Annotated in this window: 16 protein-coding genes; 3 read left to right on the top strand and 13 right to left on the bottom strand. The window is 65.5% G+C overall.

What is annotated here, in order from left to right; translation table 11 throughout:
- Positions 1–61 precede the first annotated feature (61 nt).
- Together HWX31_RS14955 and HWX31_RS14950 are read right to left on the bottom strand one after the other, a co-directional pair.
- Complete coding sequence (locus tag HWX31_RS14955; RefSeq protein ID WP_174965807.1) at positions 62–1,228, bottom strand: acyl-CoA dehydrogenase family protein; 1,167 nt, start codon at positions 1,226–1,228, stop codon at positions 62–64.
- Between the two features lie 36 nt (positions 1,229–1,264).
- Positions 1,265–2,419, bottom strand: a complete 1,155-nt coding sequence (locus HWX31_RS14950; RefSeq protein ID WP_174965806.1) for a CaiB/BaiF CoA transferase family protein — start codon at positions 2,417–2,419, stop codon at positions 1,265–1,267.
- 274 nt (positions 2,420–2,693) lie between these two features.
- On the opposite strand from HWX31_RS14950, the gene HWX31_RS14945 reads away from it, so the two are divergent.
- Both HWX31_RS14945 and HWX31_RS14940 read left to right on the top strand, forming a co-directional pair.
- A complete protein-coding gene (locus HWX31_RS14945) occupies positions 2,694–3,008 on the top strand; it encodes a hypothetical protein (RefSeq protein WP_059773803.1) in 315 nt (104 codons plus the stop codon).
- Between the two features lie 375 nt (positions 3,009–3,383).
- Positions 3,384–3,656, top strand: coding sequence for a hydrogenase maturation factor (locus HWX31_RS14940; protein WP_174965805.1), 273 nt, complete (start codon positions 3,384–3,386; stop codon positions 3,654–3,656).
- 56 nt (positions 3,657–3,712) lie between these two features.
- Here the strand turns inward: HWX31_RS14940 and HWX31_RS14935 are convergent, their stop codons facing one another.
- Positions 3,713–3,925: a hypothetical protein gene (locus tag HWX31_RS14935; protein WP_174965804.1), complete on the bottom strand. Its 213-nt coding sequence runs from the start codon at positions 3,923–3,925 to the stop codon at positions 3,713–3,715.
- A gap of 130 nt (positions 3,926–4,055) precedes the next feature.
- On the opposite strand from HWX31_RS14935, the gene HWX31_RS14930 reads away from it, so the two are divergent.
- Complete coding sequence (locus HWX31_RS14930; RefSeq protein ID WP_244143752.1) at positions 4,056–4,673, top strand: hypothetical protein; 618 nt, start codon at positions 4,056–4,058, stop codon at positions 4,671–4,673.
- Positions 4,674–4,683: 10 nt separating this feature from the next.
- Here HWX31_RS14930 and HWX31_RS14925 read toward each other — a convergent pair whose 3' ends face one another.
- From HWX31_RS14925 to cobW, 10 genes are all read right to left on the bottom strand, one after another.
- Positions 4,684–5,010 carry a low molecular weight protein tyrosine phosphatase family protein gene (locus HWX31_RS14925; RefSeq protein ID WP_174965803.1) on the bottom strand — a complete coding sequence of 109 codons (327 nt, stop codon included), beginning with the start codon at positions 5,008–5,010 and terminating at the stop codon, positions 4,684–4,686.
- An 11-nt stretch (positions 5,011–5,021) separates the two neighbouring features.
- A complete protein-coding gene (locus tag HWX31_RS14920; protein ID WP_174965802.1) occupies positions 5,022–5,594 on the bottom strand; it encodes a DUF1993 domain-containing protein in 573 nt (190 codons plus the stop codon).
- 461 nt (positions 5,595–6,055) lie between these two features.
- Positions 6,056–6,955 carry a hypothetical protein gene (locus tag HWX31_RS14915; RefSeq protein WP_174965801.1) on the bottom strand — a complete coding sequence of 300 codons (900 nt, stop codon included), beginning with the start codon at positions 6,953–6,955 and terminating at the stop codon, positions 6,056–6,058.
- Positions 6,956–7,075: 120 nt separating this feature from the next.
- Positions 7,076–8,251, bottom strand: coding sequence for a hypothetical protein (locus HWX31_RS14910; RefSeq protein WP_174965800.1), 1,176 nt, complete (start codon positions 8,249–8,251; stop codon positions 7,076–7,078).
- 1,476 nt (positions 8,252–9,727) lie between these two features.
- Positions 9,728–10,261, bottom strand: a complete 534-nt coding sequence (locus HWX31_RS14905) for a hypothetical protein (protein WP_174965799.1) — start codon at positions 10,259–10,261, stop codon at positions 9,728–9,730.
- Positions 10,254–11,006, bottom strand: a complete 753-nt coding sequence (locus HWX31_RS14900; RefSeq protein WP_174965798.1) for a hypothetical protein — start codon at positions 11,004–11,006, stop codon at positions 10,254–10,256. Before HWX31_RS14900 ends, HWX31_RS14905 begins: the two co-directional genes overlap by 8 nt.
- A 152-nt stretch (positions 11,007–11,158) precedes the next feature.
- Positions 11,159–11,734, bottom strand: a complete 576-nt coding sequence (locus HWX31_RS14895) for a vWA domain-containing protein (protein WP_244143751.1) — start codon at positions 11,732–11,734, stop codon at positions 11,159–11,161.
- A 92-nt stretch (positions 11,735–11,826) separates the two neighbouring features.
- Positions 11,827–12,906 (bottom strand): magnesium chelatase ATPase subunit I, encoded by a 1,080-nt coding sequence (locus HWX31_RS14890; protein ID WP_174965796.1) that lies wholly within the window; start codon positions 12,904–12,906, stop codon positions 11,827–11,829.
- Positions 12,903–16,706 (bottom strand): cobaltochelatase subunit CobN, encoded by a 3,804-nt coding sequence (cobN, locus tag HWX31_RS14885; RefSeq protein WP_174965795.1) that lies wholly within the window; start codon positions 16,704–16,706, stop codon positions 12,903–12,905. The genes HWX31_RS14890 and cobN overlap by 4 nt, the downstream gene beginning before the upstream one ends.
- 6 nt (positions 16,707–16,712) lie before the next feature.
- Positions 16,713–17,792, bottom strand: a complete 1,080-nt coding sequence (gene cobW / locus HWX31_RS14880; RefSeq protein ID WP_174965794.1) for a cobalamin biosynthesis protein CobW — start codon at positions 17,790–17,792, stop codon at positions 16,713–16,715.
- Positions 17,793–17,817: the final 25 nt, after the last annotated feature.

The raw sequence follows: 17,817 nt of genomic DNA, 5'->3' as shown, positions 1-17,817 counted from the left end.
GACGAGCGGTCGAAACGGTGGAAGGTCGCCGCGCCGTGAACGGGCCGCCCGGTCGATACGATCAGTACGACTTCGGCAGGCCCAGCACCTTCTCCGCGATGTAGCACAGGATCAGTTGCGGGCTCACGGGCGCGAGCCTCGGGATCATACACTCGCGCAGGTAGCGCTCGACGTGGTATTCCTTCGCGTAGCCCATCCCGCCGTGCGTCGCGATCGCCGTCTGGCAGGCCTGGAACGCGCTTTCCGCGCCGAGGTACTTCGCGGCGTTCGCTTCCGCGCCGCACGGCTGCCCCGCGTCGTAGCGGGTCGCGGCCTTCATCACCATCAGCCATGCGGCCTCGAGCTGCATCCACGCCTGCGCGAGCGGATGCTGGATCGACTGGTTCTGCCCGATCGGCCGGCCGAACACGACGCGTTCGCGCGCATACTGCGTCGCGCGCCGCAGCGCCGCCTGCCCGAGCCCGATCGCTTCCGCGGCGATCAGGATCCGCTCCGGATTGAGGCCATGCAGCAGATACCGGAAGCCTTCGCCCTCGTGGCCGATCAGGTCGTCGCGCGGCACGCGCAGGTCGTCGATGAACAGCATGTTCGAATCGACCGCCTTGCGCCCCATCTTGTCGATCTCGCGCACCTCGACGCGCGTGCGGTCGAGCGCCGTATAGAACAGGCTCAGCCCGTCGGTCGGCTTCGCGACCTGCTCGAGCGGCGTCGTGCGCGCGATGATCAGCATCCTGTTCGCGACCTGCGCGGTCGAGATCCAGATCTTGCGGCCGTTCAGCACGTAGTGGTCGCCGTCGCGCCGCGCGTGCGTCGTCAGGTGCGTCGTGTCGAGGCCCGCGTCGGGCTCCGTCACCGCGAAGCACGCCTTGTCGCGCCCCGCGATCAGCGGCGGCAGGAAGCGCGCCTTCTGCGCGTCGGTGCCGAACACCTGCACCGGGTTCAGCCCGAAGATGTTCATGTGCACGGCCGACGCGCCCGACAGCCCCGCGCCAGACGCGCTGATCGCACGCATCATCAGCGCGGCCTCGGTCATGCCGAGCCCGGCGCCGCCGTGGGCCGGGTCCATCGCGATGCCGAGCCAGCCGGCCTGCGCGAGCGCCGCGTGGAAGTCGGCCGGGAACCCGCCCTCACGGTCGCGCTCGAGCCAGTAGTCGTCGCCGAAGCGCGCGCAGATTTGCTCGATCGCGCGTTCGATCGCGCGCTGGTCGTCGGTCAGGTCGAATTGCATGGGATGCCTCCCGGGACACGTGGGCGGCCGCGCCGCTCATGACGGCGCGCGGTCGTCGGCCGGTGCGAACACTTGCTGCGCATGCTCGTTCAGCGCGGGCGGCGGCATCCGGTACGTTGCGGGCGTGCGGCCGAGCTTGATCGGCGACGCGATCCCGCGATGCTTGCCGAGCTCGACCCGCATCGCCCGGTGCGCGGTATGCGGGTGGTCGAGCGCGGCCGCCAGGCCGAGCACCGGCGCGCACGGCACGCCGCGGCGGATCAGCCGGTCGGCGAGCGCCGCGCCGTCGTGCGCGGCGAACCGGGTTTCGAGCAACGTGCGCAGCGCCGCCCGGTTCGCGTTGCGCGCGCGGTTGTCGGCGAAGCGCGGATCGTCGAGCCACGCCGGCGCGCCGAGCTCCGCGCATAGTGCCGCGAACTGCCCGTTGTTGCCGACCGCGACGAAGATGTCGACCGTGCCGGTGCGGAAGCTGTCGTACGGCGTGATGTTCGGATGCGCGTTGCCGGTGCGCGCGGGCTCGCGGCCCGAATGGAAATAGTTCGGCGTGTGCGGATGCAGGATCGACAGCGCGCTGTCGAACAGCGTCGCTTCGACGAACTGCCCCGCGCCGCTCGCGTCGCGCTCGCGCAGCGCCATCAGCACGCCGAGCGCGGCGTTCAGCCCGGTGACGAGATCGACGATCGGCACGCCGATCCGCAGCGGCGGCCCGCCCGCCTCCCCGTTCACGCTCATCAACCCGGTGCACGCCTGCACCGCCGCGTCGTAGCCGGGCAGCGCGCCGAGCGGCCCGTCCGCGCCGAAGCCCGACACGCGGCAATAGACGAGCCGCGGGAAGCGCGCATGCAGCGCGTCGAAGCCGAGCCCCCAGCGCTCCATCGTGCCGATCCGAAAGTTCTCGACGAGCGCGTCGGCGTGCTCGAGCAGGCCGAGCAGCCGTTCGCGGTCCGCCGGCTGCGACAGGTCGAGCGCGACGCCGAGCTTGTTGCGGTTCACGCCGAGGAAATACGACGCCGTGTCGCCTTCGAACGGCGGCCCCCAGGTGCGCGTCTCGTCGCCCGACGGCGGCTCGACCTTGATCACTTCCGCGCCGTGGTCGGCCAGGATCTGCGTCGCATAAGGGCCGCCCAGCACCCGCGACAGATCGACGATGCGCAAGCCCGTCAGCGCACCCTGCTGTTCGTGTTCCGCCATGTGTCTCGCTCCTGCTCCGGTCGATCGGCACGCCGGATCGGCGGGCTCCGCGTGGCGATCGGGCCGGCTTCGATTCGACGCTGAATTCCTGTATGTGAATTTATATTCACGCACGGGAATATTCGTGTCAAGCGATGAAAATGCTGATCGCACGAGCGCGTGCGCGACGGCGGCGCATTGGGCGAGCCTCGAGGAGGACGGACGCGATCCGGTTGCCGCGCCGCGCTGCCGTTCGCTAAGCTGGCATTCCGACGGTCCCGAATCCGGAGCTTTCATGAAACGCTTGCTGCTGGCCGCCGTGACGATCGCGGCGACGCTGAGCGTCACGCACGCGCAGACCCAGACCTATCAATTCGGCGAAGGCGGGACGCAGCCGCAGGGCGCGGCGCAACCGGCGCAACCCGCGCCGCTGCCGGGCGCGGTGCAGACGCCGCCGCTGCCGCAGGGCGCGGTGCCGACGTCGCGGCCCGCGCCGCGGCGGCCGCACGCGAGGCTGCACCGGCATCACCGCCACGCGGCAGTCAAACGGCATCGCCACCACGTGCGGCATGTCAGGCCGACGCGACACGGGATCTACCGGTATTCGTGAAGCGGCGGCGGCACGCTATCCATTGTTTCGGATGCGATGCATTTTTTGCTCACCATTTCGCACGAGTTAACCTATTCTTTCGGCAACGCGTGGGCGGTGAGCGCTCGGTCGGACGCATCTTCGTGCGTCCCGGGAAGAGCGGCCGCCGATTGCCGCATCGGCAGCGGCAGCGGCACGCCGAATATGTCAGACGAAGGACAGTTACCCGTTATCGGCCTGTTGCAAGCGGCTCGCGTGCGACAGGTGCGGACACCGCGCACGTGCGCGGCCGCCAGGATTTTTCATCGGCATCGCGATTCCGCCGACGCCGTGCGTAGCAAGCCGGTTGCACCCACGACGCGCGCGTGACGTCGCGTCACTTTCAGCGAGCCCGACATGACGAGCCTGTACACCTACCGCGGATACACGATCGAAGTGCGCTGCGAGCATCAGCCGGCCGAAGCGGCCGACATGGCCGCGCCGGCCCCCGGCTACGTCGCCGTGGTCCAGGTGCGGGCGGGCCATACTACGTCGATCTTCTTCTCGCCGGTGCGGCTCGCGGACGATCGCGGGCAACCGTTCGCCGACAGCCTGGACGCGCTCAGCGCGGGCCGCACGGCCGGCGAGATCATCGTCGACGACCTGCTGTCGAGCGCCGGCTCGTATTGACGCAGCCCGGGCGCGGCGTGGCGCGCCGACGCCGGCGAGAAACGCGAAGGTGCTCTTTAGCGCAATCGTTTGCGCCGAAGTTCGCGGCCTTGATACACGACGACGAAGGCGCCGAGCATCATGATGCCGACGGCCACGAATTCGCTGAGCCGGGCCGGTGCTTCGCGCAACGCCGGATACACGCCGACGCCGATGCCGGCGGCAATCATCGCGATGCCCGCGATCAGTGCTCCGATCGATCCGGAAGTGGTCTTGTCGAAGTCGCTCATGTCGTTACACCCGTAGCCGATATTGTTCTGGTCAGGCGCGATGCGCAGCGAGCATGAGCCCGCGCATCGTCACCTTCCGGTGCTCGACTATATCCGGCCATAAATGGGTCGACGATTTTCCTGACGATGCGTGCTTGAGGTGTCGTTTCGGCGCGACGCGGGACCGCGCTGCTATCATCCGGTCCGGCTGTTCCGGCTGTACGTCGGCCAACTGAAGCGATTTCCGAAACCATTACCAATACCCATGAATTTCGCCTGCATCTGCGGAACCGTCATCTACGACCAAACCGATTTCCTCGCCAACAAGGCGTATCTGATCGCGGATCAGGATTGGGAGGACTTTGCCGAAGCGAGCCAGTCGCGCGGCTACGTCGATCATTCGTATGCGCGCGCCTGCTATCAATGCCCGTCATGCGGCAGGCTGCACGTCGACGACAACGAGCGCCGGCTGATTGCGTTCGCCCCGGAGGCGACCGGAACGCAACCCGTGCTCAGGTCGATCAAGGGCGAGCTCTGGAAGGCGCCGTTGATCGGCGCGTGGACATCGAAACCGTTCGCGGGTCAGCCCAACGGCGACCTCTATTGCGACGGCGCGGAGGGCGGCGCGGAATCCTACGACACCTGGGAAGCGCTGGAGCAGGCCTACTTCGCGCTGTTCTTCCGGCTGAAAGGATTCGGCTTGCTGAGGTCGGCGCTGCTCCGGAAGGACGGCAAGCAGGTTCATACGTGGCAAGACGGCGATCGCTGAGCCCCGCCGCTCACGATCGCAGGAATTTCCCGGCCCTGCGCTCGAGCAGCGCGATCAGTTCCGGCTGCATGAACGCGTACTTGTCGGGAATGTCGAGGCAGATGATTTTCTTGTTGCGCAAGTCCGCGCCGAACTGCTTCGACAGCTTCGCCTTGTGCGCGCGCTCCATCACGAAGATGACGTCGGCCCACGCGATCTGCTCGCGCGACACGACCGACTCCGCATCGGGCGCGACGCCGGCCGAATCCGTTTCGATGCCCGGCCAGCCGGCGAACCATTCTTCCGCCGTCGGGCTTCGCAGCCGGTTCCGGCTGCAGATGAACAGTGCCCGCGTCATGCCGGATGCGATCAGCCTTGCGGCATCGTGCCGGGCCGCAGATACGCGAGCATGTACGACACGTAGTCCGCCTTGCCGAGTTCGACGCCCTGGTTGCGCAGGATCGCGTACGCGGTGATCACGTGAAAGTAGAACTGCGGCAGCGCCCAGTCGCGCGCGTACTGCTCGCCCGTCATGTCGAAGACGACGCCGTTGGGCAGTTCGAGCGCAATCGGCAGCGTGCTGCCTTGGTCGAGCGCGGTCGGCGACAGATCGTCGAGCAACGCAAGTGCGTCGGCGATGTGCGCCTTCGCATCGGACCACGTGCCCGGCTGCGCGTTGGCATTCCATCCTTCCTGCCGCACCGCCAGCAGCGCGTCCGGAAGCGGTTCGCCGCGCAGCCGGCAGACGGGCTCAAGCGCTTGAAAGCAGGCGAAGCGGATCTGCGCCGCGAGCGGATACATGTCGGCGGCAAGCCGCTCCGACAACAGCGCATCCGGCTCGGCGTCTATCGCCTGCCGATGGGCGGCGGCCTTGTCGAGCCACGACGACAGGCCGCGCAGAAACTGGGAGAAGGTTGGTACGAGAAGGTGAGTTAGCGACATGCATTCCTCCGATGAAATCAGGCCGCGTAACGATACCCGCGCTGGACGATCGGGCGCAAGCCCGAGGCTCACGGCGCACATGGCCGCACATCATCGCGCCAGGTTTTTGCGGCAGCCCGAGTTTGCAACAGCGACGGCGGCCAAAGGGCAGCGCCCTGACCTGACGGACGTATTGGCGACCGTCGAGGACAAGCGTCGGATCGCTTCGAGCCGTGCATTGCTGGATTCCGCATTTCCGTAATGGCCGACGAGGTCGGCATGGGCGGAAGCGAGAACAGTGTCGGAGTTCTTGCCCCCCGCAAACTGCGGGACAGGCCGTCGCAAGGCAAGCGCCAATGGAGCCTGGCCAGCCCCTTCAGATCGTCAATTTACTTATAAGCCACTGCCATCGACGGCGCTCCATACCGAATTTGAGCCGATTGCAGGCGCCGTCGACGACCGAGCATTGCACCGCGCTACCCTTAGCCTCCGAGGAATTGCGCCGCGGTTAGCACGGACGCGGCGAGGATGATCGGCGTTTGCTGCTGGCTGGTGATCCCCACCGTCATCTGACCCGCGTCATTGAAACGAATGTATGTGGAAGTCGCCGCGCCGTTCAGATAGTACGGCCACATGCCTTCCGCTTGATTGGCCTGGATCAATTGCTGGTCGACCTTGCTTAGCGCCGCGCTTGATGAGTATTCGACGTCCATATCCGAAACGGCGAGCAAGCTCGCCACGAAGCGCTGCATGTTGCCTTGAGGGCCAAACGTGGATTGCCAATTGATCGCTGAACCCGGTTTCCAGGGGGGGCCGCTCGTCGTAGCATGCGCAAGTGATAGCGCTGAAGAAACGTACCAGCTGGAAGGTGTTGGCGAGAACCGCAGCACGTGTTTGAATTCGAACCGGCCGGATACGTTGCCAGCAGCGAATTGCGCACTAGGTCCCGAAATTGGTTCGCTACCACCCCAAATGCCCCAGAATCCCGCATTGGGCTCGGCCTCGCTACTGAACGGAAACTTGACACCGGGAGCATTCGCAAGCTGCCTCATGAAGCCCGTGTAGTCGACGTTCCAGGTGGGCGGCCGGTCTCCCCATTCGTCGAGGCGACGCTTGGCGACCGCGATCGGATCGAGCGGATTGGGTCCGGCTTCCAATGAGTGGATCAACGCGGAATACGCTGCAAAAAATGTGTCGCCACCGCTTGGTGCATAGATCGATAAGTCAGCCGGAATTGTATTGAAGTAGGACCACAGCGACTCGTTATCCCCCGGCCAGGGCAATGAGGCTGGCTGCAGCACTTGCCCGCCCGACTCGGCAAACCCAAGCGCAGCGAATTCCGCGGTGACGAAGCGACCTTGCAGCTCGACGAACGAAGTCATGAGTTTGACCTTTCTTCGATGGAGAAAGACGCGGGATCCAAAGGATCCCGCCCGAAATGAGCACAGCGCGGCAGCTTCCTTCTGCGAAGGTCATACCGGCCAAGGTAGAGATGCCTTACGTCAGCCGTAGAACCTGTCGGCAAGCATCTTCGACGCCTGCGCTTCATGGCCGAGATACTGGGCTGCGGAAAGAACGATACAGCCGATGACGACTGGCACGTTCACCTCGGAGGTGATCCTGACGACCATTTTTCCCGAGGCATCGAACGACGCACTCGTGCTAGACCCGCTGGAGCTACTGGAGCTATAGAACGGCCACAAACCCGAGTGCTTGTTGTTTCTGATCTCCGCCTGCTCACTCTCGCTATAGGTCGCGTCTGACTTGACCGTGATATCCATCTTGTTGGCGATCAGGAGGCTCGATGCGAACCGTTGCATGTTGCCCGACGATCCGAACGTCTTTTCCCAGTTGATTGGGCTGCCAGGGTTCCACGGCGCACTGCCTGGGCTGTTGAATGCGAGGCCGAGCGCAGCCGAGCTGTACCAGTCGCCCGGTGTCGCGTTGAACGGCAGCACGTTTTGGAACGTTGCGTCCAAGGACACGCCGCTGGATGCAAATTTCTGGCTCAGCGTGGACGTATAGCTGCTGCCGCCCCATAGCCCGAAGAAACCGCTGTTCCCACCTTTGGTCCACGTGTGAGACACATCGGTTTGCCAGCTGTTCGTCGCGACACTGAAGGATCGGCTCGGTGCCTTCTTGAGCAAGGTGAGCATCTTCGAGTAGCCGGGAACGAAGGTGACCGGCTCGGAACCGGCAGGCTTGTAGGGCAGGACGTTCATCTGCGCGGCGAAAATCGGATCAAGCATCGCGGCCGCCAGGGCAGACGCACCCGACACTGCGACGGCCGAACACGGTTCGCTATACAGTGCCCAATTGCGAAACTGCACAGGACCCGGTTTAACGTCCCCGTCCCTCAGCGCACGTTGATACCGATCCCAGCATGCCGGCCCGATCGTGGATTGGAAGTTGTTCGGCGCTGCCTGCAATGCAGACATGACTGCCTGGTAATTGGTAAGAAATTGATTACCGCTCGAGAACTGCGTGTTCCCCGTCAGAGACGCGATGGGAATATTGTTGAGATAGGCCCAGAGCAGGTCATCGGCGTCTTCGCCGCCCACAATCGGAGGCGACGGTTGAACGACTTGAAACGGATCTTGGTTGGAATATCCCAGGCCCTGGGCGAGAGCGTTGTAGAAGCCGGCTTGAAGATCGACGAAGTCTTTCGGATTTGCCATAACATTCACCTTGATTTTATTTAAAACATGGGTTAAATGCACTGGGTTTAGCGAGCACACCCGTCAAATCACCGCAACTTTCAACATTGCCGCAGCAATCGTGTCATTCATTTATTTTTTTGCGAGCACCTCCTCATTTTTTGCATTGACGCGGTGTTGTTGCGTAAATCCACTTGCTGCGTGAAAAATTACGATTACGCGCAACGATCGGCATGACCGGATCGCCAACTCTGGAGCGTACCACCTGGATTTTCGCTTCTTCCTTTGTGGGTCTCATGCACGCTCGGCAACTCACTCAGCAATAGAGAGATGAAAAACGCAGGCCGCACCCAACGCTCCAGATGGCACTCAACTCATCCGCCACACCACAGATAAATCAAACTCTCACCCAAACGCAACGAGTGTCGCGAATTATTCCACAAGCCATTTCCATGTCGCGCGCCGACACTTTATTATCCAAACAGTCAAATAATTCAAATCCTCCATTCTGCATTGCATCAATTTAGAAAGCATCGCAGCGACGTACATTAAAAATAGGTCAAAAACCGCGCCTTTCAAGACTGTCATTTATGTCAGCCCATCCAAGTCAGCAACCGGCAAGATTATTCAAAATCTCGCAGATCATTATGAATAGATTCAGCCTTAATTTAGATCGCCAAAGTGGCGTTCATAAAAATGGTGCCACCATACAGAAAATCGGAAACACCTCGCCACGTCGAATACGAGTCGATCATGTAACGCGCGGCCTCACCTTACGAGCAACAGAAGCGACTCGGCCACGTGCACAGCTCGCACTGCCATTACCTCGCGGCAACGGCCTCCGCTGAGAAGGAGCGCGATAGCGCCCTCTCCCGCGTTTCGATGGGCTTGCTTGGAGAGAGGAAACACGAATTGAGTCGGGCAATCCAACTTCGCCAGCCAATATCGCCGCTCTTTATCGCAATTGTGCCGGTTTTAAAATCGACGACGCCCGGCAACATATGCCCGACAAACGACTCGCCAACATCGTGCGGGCCGTCCACCGCAGATCGTGTGAAGCCCAATGCGTGACGGGAAGGCGCGGCCGAACATGTTCCAGCCGCGTCTCACTGTAGGGCATATGGAAATGGACCGCCTGGCCGAACACCTTCTGCTCCATATGACCGCCCCGCTCTGCGGGAAATAACGCGCCCTTTGCCATAACGCTCAGATGGACAAGAACGTGCAGGAAATTACGGATTCGAGGCAGTAGCTTATGGAAGCCGCTTTTGCAATCACACACCGATGATGCATAGGTCTCTGCACCTTATATGACAAGGTCTCGGCCAGAAAGCCACGCCAAGATCTACGCTCGATTCTTTCCAGGGTCGGCCGGAGTCGACCCAAAGCCCACCGTCGGCATCGGTACCGTGAACGTCCGAAAACCGTGGAAGCTCCGGACGTTCGCACTGTGCGTTCCGCCGCCTTCGTCACCCACCACTTCGATGAGTCAGGTCGTCAGGTACTTGCAGCATATAGATCCATCGCCTCGATGAATTCATCGGCGATGGCATACAACGTGTCGTAGTCGTATTCCCTGCCGAACTTGGGCGTCCAGTAGCGACCGTGGGCGAGCCAATGTCGATATCTGAACGCAGAAGCGACCCGCTGGACCAAGCTCGCAGAAACGGGGGTTTCATCTGCCCATCGCTGAAGGATGTCGCGGTCGAGTTTTGCCTTATTGGCTTTCTCGTTGTAAAGGTCTCTCATGGACCTCGACAATGCGTCTTTGCGGCGCTCGTAGACCCGAGACAGATAGTCCACGCGAATAGCGGCCTCAAGCGCTGCCATGACCGACATCGAACTCGAAAAGTCCAGCTCATCAAGGCTGCCGTCGCGTGCCTTTTCTACGCTCTCAAGCGAAAAGCGAGAGAGCAGCGACACGGAACTTCCGGAAAAGAATTCGAACAGTGCCGCCTGTACGTTCTCGTGGTGAAAGGCTATTGCCTCCAAGCTCAGCTCCTGTTCGGAAAAGCTGACCTTGTCAACCATTCACGTCTCCCATCACGCCCATAAGTGCGGTGCGAAATGACTCAGCATTCAGCTCCGTGTAGGTGATCCGCGGCGGTGGCGTTGAAATCTTCCAGACCCACGTTTCGGGAGGTGCAGATGGCTCTGCTGGCTTGGGCTGATCACCGGGCTTGACTTCGGTAATCGTCACCCGCACCCGTTCAGCGTTCGGCGGAACGATCACGAATTTTGTGATGCCGCGCGGCCCGGTCATGTCAACGCGGCCTCGCGCACCGATAAGAAACGTACCGACTGGCTTGAGAGTGACGACCTGTCGTCCAACCATAATCCGGGCGGCCTTCGCCGTGTAGCTGCCGAGTAGCTGTTCGTGCAAGAGAAAGTCCGTCACTTCCATATTGATGCTACCGTCGTCAATATATTCGCGCAGACTCACACGCACCAATTCATACAACTCGTCAAGCTTCGTTAGCCAGGTCTGCTTTTCCTTTGTAAGGTCAAGTGGCTTTCCCTCGTCAGCCGAAGATCGGACCTGCTTCCGAATGAAATCGTCGAAGTTGTCGCTCATTTTTGCTCCAGTAGCCATACGGGTAAGGCTGACGATTATCGCATCCGCGCGCTGAACGATGATCCGTCGCGTGGCCTCTGCCGCCATTGATACCGAGGAGAGGATCGAAATGGCCTCTGACCGTCTGAAATACTTTGGAAAGCTGTCTACGGAATAGTTGTCATGATCGGAAGAAACTGGGCGGCAGCTGTCGCTCACCATGCAAACAACTGGCCAGATGGCGAGCTTCGAGCAGTCCCGTTCGGGCCGCTGATAAACTCGGGCTGCCAAAGCAACTTTTCCCGGTCAAATGAGCACGCAACCCGCAGCAGCACCTGCAACCGTCACCCCAATGATGCCGCGGTAACTGTCCATCAAGCCCGCAACAACCCCTCCGCCACCACCCACTCCGCCCCCCACTCGGCCGCGATCCTTGCCCCGCGCCCGACCCTCACGGCGGCATCGTCAAAGTCGACGAACACGACATGATCCGCCGCCTTCGGCCGTGCCGGCATCTCGCGCGTGCGCCCGTCCGACAGCACCCACAGCCACCGCTGCTGATCCGGCTCGCGGCGGGCCTCCCGCGCGAGCAGCCGCGCGGCGGCATCGATTCCGTCCACGAACGGCGTACCGCCGCCGCCGCCCACCGGCTCCACCCAGCGCGCATTCCACCACCTCGGCACCGCCGGCCCGAACCGGCGCTCCGCGCCGGCCCCGCCGAAACAGATCAGCGCCGTCTCCGCCCGCGCGCGCGCCGCTTCATCGAAGTACGCGACGATCAGCCCCTTCGCCATCGCGAGCCGCTCGAACGACAGCATCGACGCCGAGCAGTCGAGCACGAAGCAATGCAGCGCGCGCGGCGCGCCCGCCTGCTTGCGGAACCGCAGATGCTCGGCCTGCAATCGTCCGGCGCGCTTGGCCGCAAACGTCGCCGGCCACGCGACCGCCACGCCGGCGCGTGTCACGCCCGGCGTATGCCCGGTTTCGCCCTGCTGCCATCGGGGACCGCGAAGCGAACTCGCGGCGGCGCCTGCCCGATGGCTCAGCGTTTTTTTAGCGGCAGCGGCACCACGCCCTTCACCGCCTGCAAGCCGGCGGGTTCGGGCGGCAGATAGCCCCAGTCGCTCTGCTCATCCGCGTCACGCGGCGCCGCATCGGGTGAGGTGTCACGCGCGCCGTCCGCATTCGATTGCGACGGCGCATGCTCCGCGTCGCGCGGCCCCGACGCCGCAGGCGGCGTCGCATGCGGCGAACGGCGATGCCGCAGCACCGCTTCCGCGACGCGCTCGACATGCTCGACCGTCACCGCGTCCGCGCCTTCGAGCGCTGCAAGCGCGCGCGCCGCGCGCAGCATCACGAGATCGGCGCGCAAGCCGTCGACGGCCGCGTCGATGCACAGCGCGCTGACCCGCGCATGCACCGCGTCGCCGAACGTCAGCGCGGCCACGCGCTCGCGCGCCGCGCGTATCCGCCCGGCCAGCGCGCGCTGCGCGTCGTCGTGACGCGCGCGGAACGCATCGGGATCGAGATCGAACGCGAGCCGCGCCTTCACGATCTGCTCGCGCTGCGCGGCGTCGAAGCAATTCTCGAGTTCGACCATCAGCCCGAAGCGATCGAGCAGTTGCGGCCGCAGCTCGCCTTCCTCCGGATTCATCGTGCCGACCAGCACGAAGCGCGCGTCGTGCGCGTGCGACACGCCATCGCGCTCGACGATGTTCACGCCGCTCGCGGCGACGTCGAGCAACGTATCGACGAGCCCGTCGGCCAGCAGGTTCACTTCGTCGACGTACAGCACGCCGCGATGCGCGCGCGCGAGCAGCCCCGGCCGAAAGCGCACGCCGTTCTCCGCGAGCGCATGCGCGAGGTCGAGCGAGCCGGTCACCTGCTCGTCGCTCGCCGACAGCGGCAGCGTCACGAACTGCCCTTCCGGCAGCAGCGCCGCGAGCGCACGCGCGGCGGTGGATTTCGCGGTGCCGCGCGGGCCGCTGACGAGCACGCCGCCGAGCGACGGGTCGATCGCCGCGAGCAGCAGTGCCTGTTGCAGCGCCGCCTGCCCGACCAGCGCGGTAAACGGGAATACCGCGGGAAGCGCCGCGCGCAGGCGGTGCGTCGGATCGGTCATCGCCGACCTCCTTCCAGATGATGTTCGCTTGCGAGCCAGAGCGCCTCGATCCGCTCGCGATAGTCGCCCGGCTGCTGCCACAGGCCGCGCTGCATCGCCTCGACGAAGCGCTCGCAGATGCCCTGCAGCGCACGCGGGTTGTGCCGTTCGAGGAACGCGCGCGTGGCGTCGTCGAACAGGTACGCGTCGGCGACGAGCGCATATTGGTGATCGGCGAGCACGCGCGCGGTCGCGTCGTAGCCGTACAGGTAGTCGACCGTCGCGGCCATTTCCGCCGCGCCCTTGTAGCCGTGGCGCTTCACGCCGTCGAGCCACTTCGGGTTCACGACGCGCGAGCGGATCACCCGCGCGATCTCCTCGCGCAGCGTGCGCATCTTCGGCGCGGCCGGGTTCGCATGGTCGCCGTGATACAGGCTCGGCTGTCGGCCCGACAAATGCCGCACCGCCGCGGTCATGCCGCCCTGGAACTGGTAGTAGTCGTTCGAATCGAGGATGTCGTGCTCGCGGCTGTCCTGGTTCTGCACGACGACGTCGATCGCCGCGAGCCGCTCGCCGAACACGTCGGGCGCGGCGTCGCCCGCGCTGTTCTGCGCATACGCGTAGCCGCCCCATTGCCGATAGGCGTCGGCCAGATCCGCGTCGGTCTGCCAGCGCCGCTGGTCGATCAGATCCTGCAGGCCCGCGCCGTAGCTGCCGGGCCGCGCGCCGAACACGCGCCAGCCCGCGCGGCGCCGCGCGTCGTCGGGCGGCACGCCTTGCGCGATCCACTTCGCGCGCTCGCGCTCGATGCGCGCACGGATCGGGTTCAGATGCTCGGGCTCGTCGAGCGCCGCGACCGCCTGCACGGCCGCGTCGAACAGGTGCATCAGGTTCGGGAACGCGTCGCGGAAGAAGCCCGACACGCGCAGCGTCACGTCGATGCGCGGCCGGTCGAAGATCTCGATCGGCAAAATCTCGAAGTCGGTCACGCGGTGGCTGCCGTGCGCCCATTTCGGCCGCACGCCGATCAGCGCGAACGCCTGCGCGATGTCGTCGCCGCCGGTGCGCATCGTCGCGGTGCCCCACACCGACAGGCCGATCGCACGCGGATAGTCGCCGTGATCCTGCAGATGCCGTTCGATCAGCTGCTGCGCGGATTTCAGGCCGAGCGACCACGCGGCCTGCGTCGGCACCGCGCGCGTGTCGACCGAGTAGAAATTGCGGCCGGTCGGCAGCACGTCGGGGCGGCCGCGCGACGGCGAGCCGCTCGGCCCCGGCGGCACGAAGCGGCCGTCGAGCCCGCGCAGCAGCTGGCGCAGCTCCTCGCCGCCGCACGCGTCGAGCGCGGGCATCAGCGTCGCACGAATGCGCTCGATCACCGGCAGCGTGTGCGTCCAGACGCCGGGCGGCGGCGCGCATGCGTCGCCGTGCGCCGTCGCGCACAAGCGATCGAGCCATGCCTGCGCGAACCGTTCGAGCCGTTCGCGCGTATCGCCCGCGTGACGCCACGCCGATTCATCGACCGCCTGCAGCAGCGCCGGGCGCGGCCCCTGCCACGGCGCGGCCCAGTCGGCGGCGAGCGGATCGAAATCGTCGCCGAGCGCGAGATCGCGCGCGAGCGCGCCGATCAGCCCGGCGCGCGCCTGCTGGCCGTCGCCGACCGGAAAGCGCGCGAGCGCGAGCAGCGTGTCGCGCCGCTGGCGCTCGACCGGCGACAGGCCGAACACGTGCAGCCCGTCGCGGATCTGCGCTTCCTTCAGCTCGCACAGCCACGCGTCGACGCGCGTCAGCAGTTCGTCCTCGTCGCTCGCGTCGCGCGGCGGCGCGACGCTCAGCTCGTCGTGCAGCCGGTGCTCGGCGATCGTCGCGAGGATGGTCTTGCGCAGCAGCTTCGCGCGCCGCGCATCGACCATCAGCGCTTCGTAGTATTCGTCGACCTGGCGCTCGAGGTCCTGCAGCGGGCCGTAGTTCTCGGCACGCGTGAGCGGCGGCATCAGGTGATCGACGATCACCGCCTGCGCGCGCCGTTTCGCCTGGCTGCCCTCGCCCGGATCGTTGACGATGAACGGATACAGGTGCGGCAGCGGCCCGAGCGTGAGATCCGGCCAGCATGCATCGGAGAGCGCGACGCTCTTGCCCGGCAGCCATTCGAGGTTGCCGTGCTTGCCGAGGTGAATCACCGCGTCGACGCGGAACGCGTGACGCAGCCAGAAGTAGAACGCGAGATACGCATGCGGCGGCACGAGGTCCGCGTCGTGATAGCTCGCGTAGTCGTTCTCGCCGCGCGAGCGCGACGGCTGGATGCCGACGAACACGTTGCCCGCGCGCCAGCCCGCGATCGTGAAGCGCCCCTGGCGCAGCGTCGGGTCCGCTTCGGGCGGCCCCCAGCGTTCGTTCATCGCATCGCGCACGGCCGCCGGCAGTTGCGCGAAACGCGTGCGGTAATCGGCGAGCGCGTAGCTCTGGAACGCGGGCCGCAGCGCGTGCATCGCCGGGTCGTTGGTCACGCCTTCGGTGAGCCGCGCGATCAGCGCGTCGCCGTCGGCCGGCAGGTCCGCGACCCGGTAGCCTGCGTCGCGCAGCATCGCGAGCACGCCGAGCGCCGACGCGGGCGTGTCGAGCCCGACGCCGTTGCCGATCCGGCCTTCGCTTTGCGGATAGTTCGCGAGGATCAGCGCGACGCGCTTGTCCGCATTGTCGAGCGTGCGCAGCCGGCACCAGCCGCGCGCGAGCGCCGCGACGAAGCCGATGCGCTCCGCGTCGGGCTGGTAGCGCACCACGTCGACCTCGGTATGCGCGCAGCGGTACGCGAGCCCCTTGAAGCTCACCGCGCGCGTGACGATGCGCCCGTCGACCTCGGGCAGCGCGACGTGCATCGCGATGTCGCGCGCATGCAGGCCCTGGTTGTCCGCGACCCACGCGTCGCGATTGCCGCCGGACAGAATTACCTGCAGCACCGGCGCATCGCCCGCGAGGATGTCGGGCTCCGGGCTGTCGATCGCGCCGGCCGCGAACGCGGTCGTGTTCAGCACCAGCGCGACGCCGTGCGCGTCGCAAAGCCGCGCGATCACCTCGCGGCTCACCGCGTCCTTCAGCGACGTCACCGCGATCGGCAGCGGATTCAGCCCTTCGCGGATCAGCGCGTCGGCGAGCGCGTCGAACACCGCGGTGTTCGCGGCCTGCCAGTGCGCCTTGTAGAACAGGATCGCGACGACGCTCGCGCCGGGGGTCCAGCGCGGCAGCCAGTCGTCGATGCTCGCCGGGTCGCGCGCCGGGTGATACAGCGCGGCGGCCGGCAGCGGGCGCGGCGGCTCCGGTTCGTCGCCGAAGCCGAGCGTGTGAAACGCGATGCTGCGCAACAGCGCCTCGGCGTTGTGCGCGCCGCCCTCGCGTAGGTAGCGCCACCACAGGCGGCACAACCCGGGCGCGACCGTGCTCTTCGCGATCAGGTTCGGATCTTCCTGCAGGTCGCCCGAGAACATCGCGAGCCGCTGCCCGCGGCGCGACGCGAGCGACATCGCCTGTTCGATCCCGTACGGCCAGTACGCCTCGCCGCCGAGATGGTCGATCACGACCGTCTTCGCATGCTGCAGCACGTCGTCGACGTAGAAATCGACCGACGCCGGCTGGCGCAGGAACGTCACGTTCGCGAGCCGCACGCTCGGGAAGCCCGCCGGCAGACGCGGCACGACGCTCGCGAGCAGCGACAGCGTCGTGTCCGCCGAGCTCAGGATCACGATCTCGGCGGGCTGCTGGTCGATCCGGACGACGCCCTGCGTATCGTCGACGAAGCCGCCCGGCGTGGTGCGCAGCAGATGCATCGCCGGTTACGCCTGTTGCAGCTCGGCCGCGAGCGCCGCGTCGAACGCGCGCTGCAGCGCGGCCGCGTCGAGATCCTCGCCGATCAGCACGAAGCGGCTCGCGCGCGCTTCGCCGTCCTGCCAGCGGCGGTCGAAATAGCTGTCGAAGCGGCGGCCGACGCCCTGGATCACGAGCCGCATCGGCGCGTCCGGCAGCGCGGCGAAGCCCTTCGCGCGATAGATCGTGTGCGTCTCGACGACGCGCTTGAGCGCCGCGATCGTCGCGTCCCGCGAGCCGGCGTCGCCGCTGACGACGACCGAGTCGAAATCGTCGTGATGGTGATCGTGATCCTCGTCGTCGGCCGAGCCGTGATGGTCGTGGCGCAGGTGAATGGTTTCCTCGGACGCCGATTCGAGCCCGAGCAGCATCGCCAGATCGAGCTCGCCGCGCGTCGCGCGCACGATCTTCACCTGCGGCGGGATTTCCTCGCGGATCGCCGCCTCGACCTGTACGAGCTGCATGTCGTCGACGAGATCGGCCTTGTTGACGATCACGAGATCCGCGGCCGACAGCTGGTCGGCGAACAGCTCGTGCAGCGGCGATTCGTGGTCGAGGTTCGGATCGGCGCGGCGCTGCGCGTCGACCGCCTGCGGGTTCTCCGCGAACTGGCCGCTCGCGGTGGCCGGGCCGTCGACGACGGTCACGACCGCGTCGACCGTGAAGCTGTTGCGGATCGTCGGCCAGTTGAACGCCTGCACGAGCGGCTTCGGCAGCGCGAGGCCGGACGTCTCGATCAGCACGTGATCGATGTCGGCGCGGCGTTCGACGAGCGCCTCCATCACCGGATAGAACTCCTCCTGCACGGTGCAGCAGAGGCAGCCGTTCGCGAGCTCGTAGAGCTGGCCGGACGCCTCGCCCTGCGCGTCGTCGCAGCCGACGCCGCAGCCCTTGAGGATTTCGCCGTCGATGCCGAGCTCGCCGAATTCGTTGACGATCACCGCGATGCGGCGGCCTTGTGCGTGTTGCAGCATGTGGCGCATCAGCGTGGTCTTGCCGCTGCCGAGAAAGCCCGTGACGATGGTGACGGGCAGCTTGCGCATGGTCATGAAAAATCCTGTATCGAAAAAGGGA

The sequence above is a fragment of the Burkholderia ubonensis genome (assembly GCF_902833085.1).
Classification (GTDB): Bacteria; Pseudomonadota; Gammaproteobacteria; order Burkholderiales; family Burkholderiaceae; genus Burkholderia; species Burkholderia ubonensis.
Note: the sequence above shows the minus strand (reverse complement) of the source record. Positions and strands in the feature narration are given on the sequence as shown.

Coding starts and splice junctions, on each gene's coding strand:
- HWX31_RS14915 (WP_174965801.1), bottom strand. CDS start 6,955: ATGACTTCGTTCGTCGAGCTGCAAGGTCGCTTCGTCACCGCGGAATTC.
- HWX31_RS14950 (WP_174965806.1), bottom strand. CDS start 2,419: ATGGCGGAACACGAACAGCAGGGTGCGCTGACGGGCTTGCGCATCGTC.
- HWX31_RS14945 (WP_059773803.1), top strand. CDS start 2,694: ATGAAACGCTTGCTGCTGGCCGCCGTGACGATCGCGGCGACGCTGAGC.
- HWX31_RS14925 (WP_174965803.1), bottom strand. CDS start 5,010: ATGACGCGGGCACTGTTCATCTGCAGCCGGAACCGGCTGCGAAGCCCG.
- HWX31_RS14920 (WP_174965802.1), bottom strand. CDS start 5,594: ATGTCGCTAACTCACCTTCTCGTACCAACCTTCTCCCAGTTTCTGCGC.
- HWX31_RS14940 (WP_174965805.1), top strand. CDS start 3,384: ATGACGAGCCTGTACACCTACCGCGGATACACGATCGAAGTGCGCTGC.
- HWX31_RS14890 (WP_174965796.1), bottom strand. CDS start 12,906: ATGACCGATCCGACGCACCGCCTGCGCGCGGCGCTTCCCGCGGTATTC.
- cobN (WP_174965795.1), bottom strand. CDS start 16,706: ATGCATCTGCTGCGCACCACGCCGGGCGGCTTCGTCGACGATACGCAG.
- HWX31_RS14900 (WP_174965798.1), bottom strand. CDS start 11,006: ATGGTGAGCGACAGCTGCCGCCCAGTTTCTTCCGATCATGACAACTAT.
- cobW (WP_174965794.1), bottom strand. CDS start 17,792: ATGACCATGCGCAAGCTGCCCGTCACCATCGTCACGGGCTTTCTCGGC.
- HWX31_RS14910 (WP_174965800.1), bottom strand. CDS start 8,251: ATGGCAAATCCGAAAGACTTCGTCGATCTTCAAGCCGGCTTCTACAAC.
- HWX31_RS14935 (WP_174965804.1), bottom strand. CDS start 3,925: ATGAGCGACTTCGACAAGACCACTTCCGGATCGATCGGAGCACTGATC.
- HWX31_RS14955 (WP_174965807.1), bottom strand. CDS start 1,228: ATGCAATTCGACCTGACCGACGACCAGCGCGCGATCGAACGCGCGATC.
- HWX31_RS14905 (WP_174965799.1), bottom strand. CDS start 10,261: ATGGTTGACAAGGTCAGCTTTTCCGAACAGGAGCTGAGCTTGGAGGCA.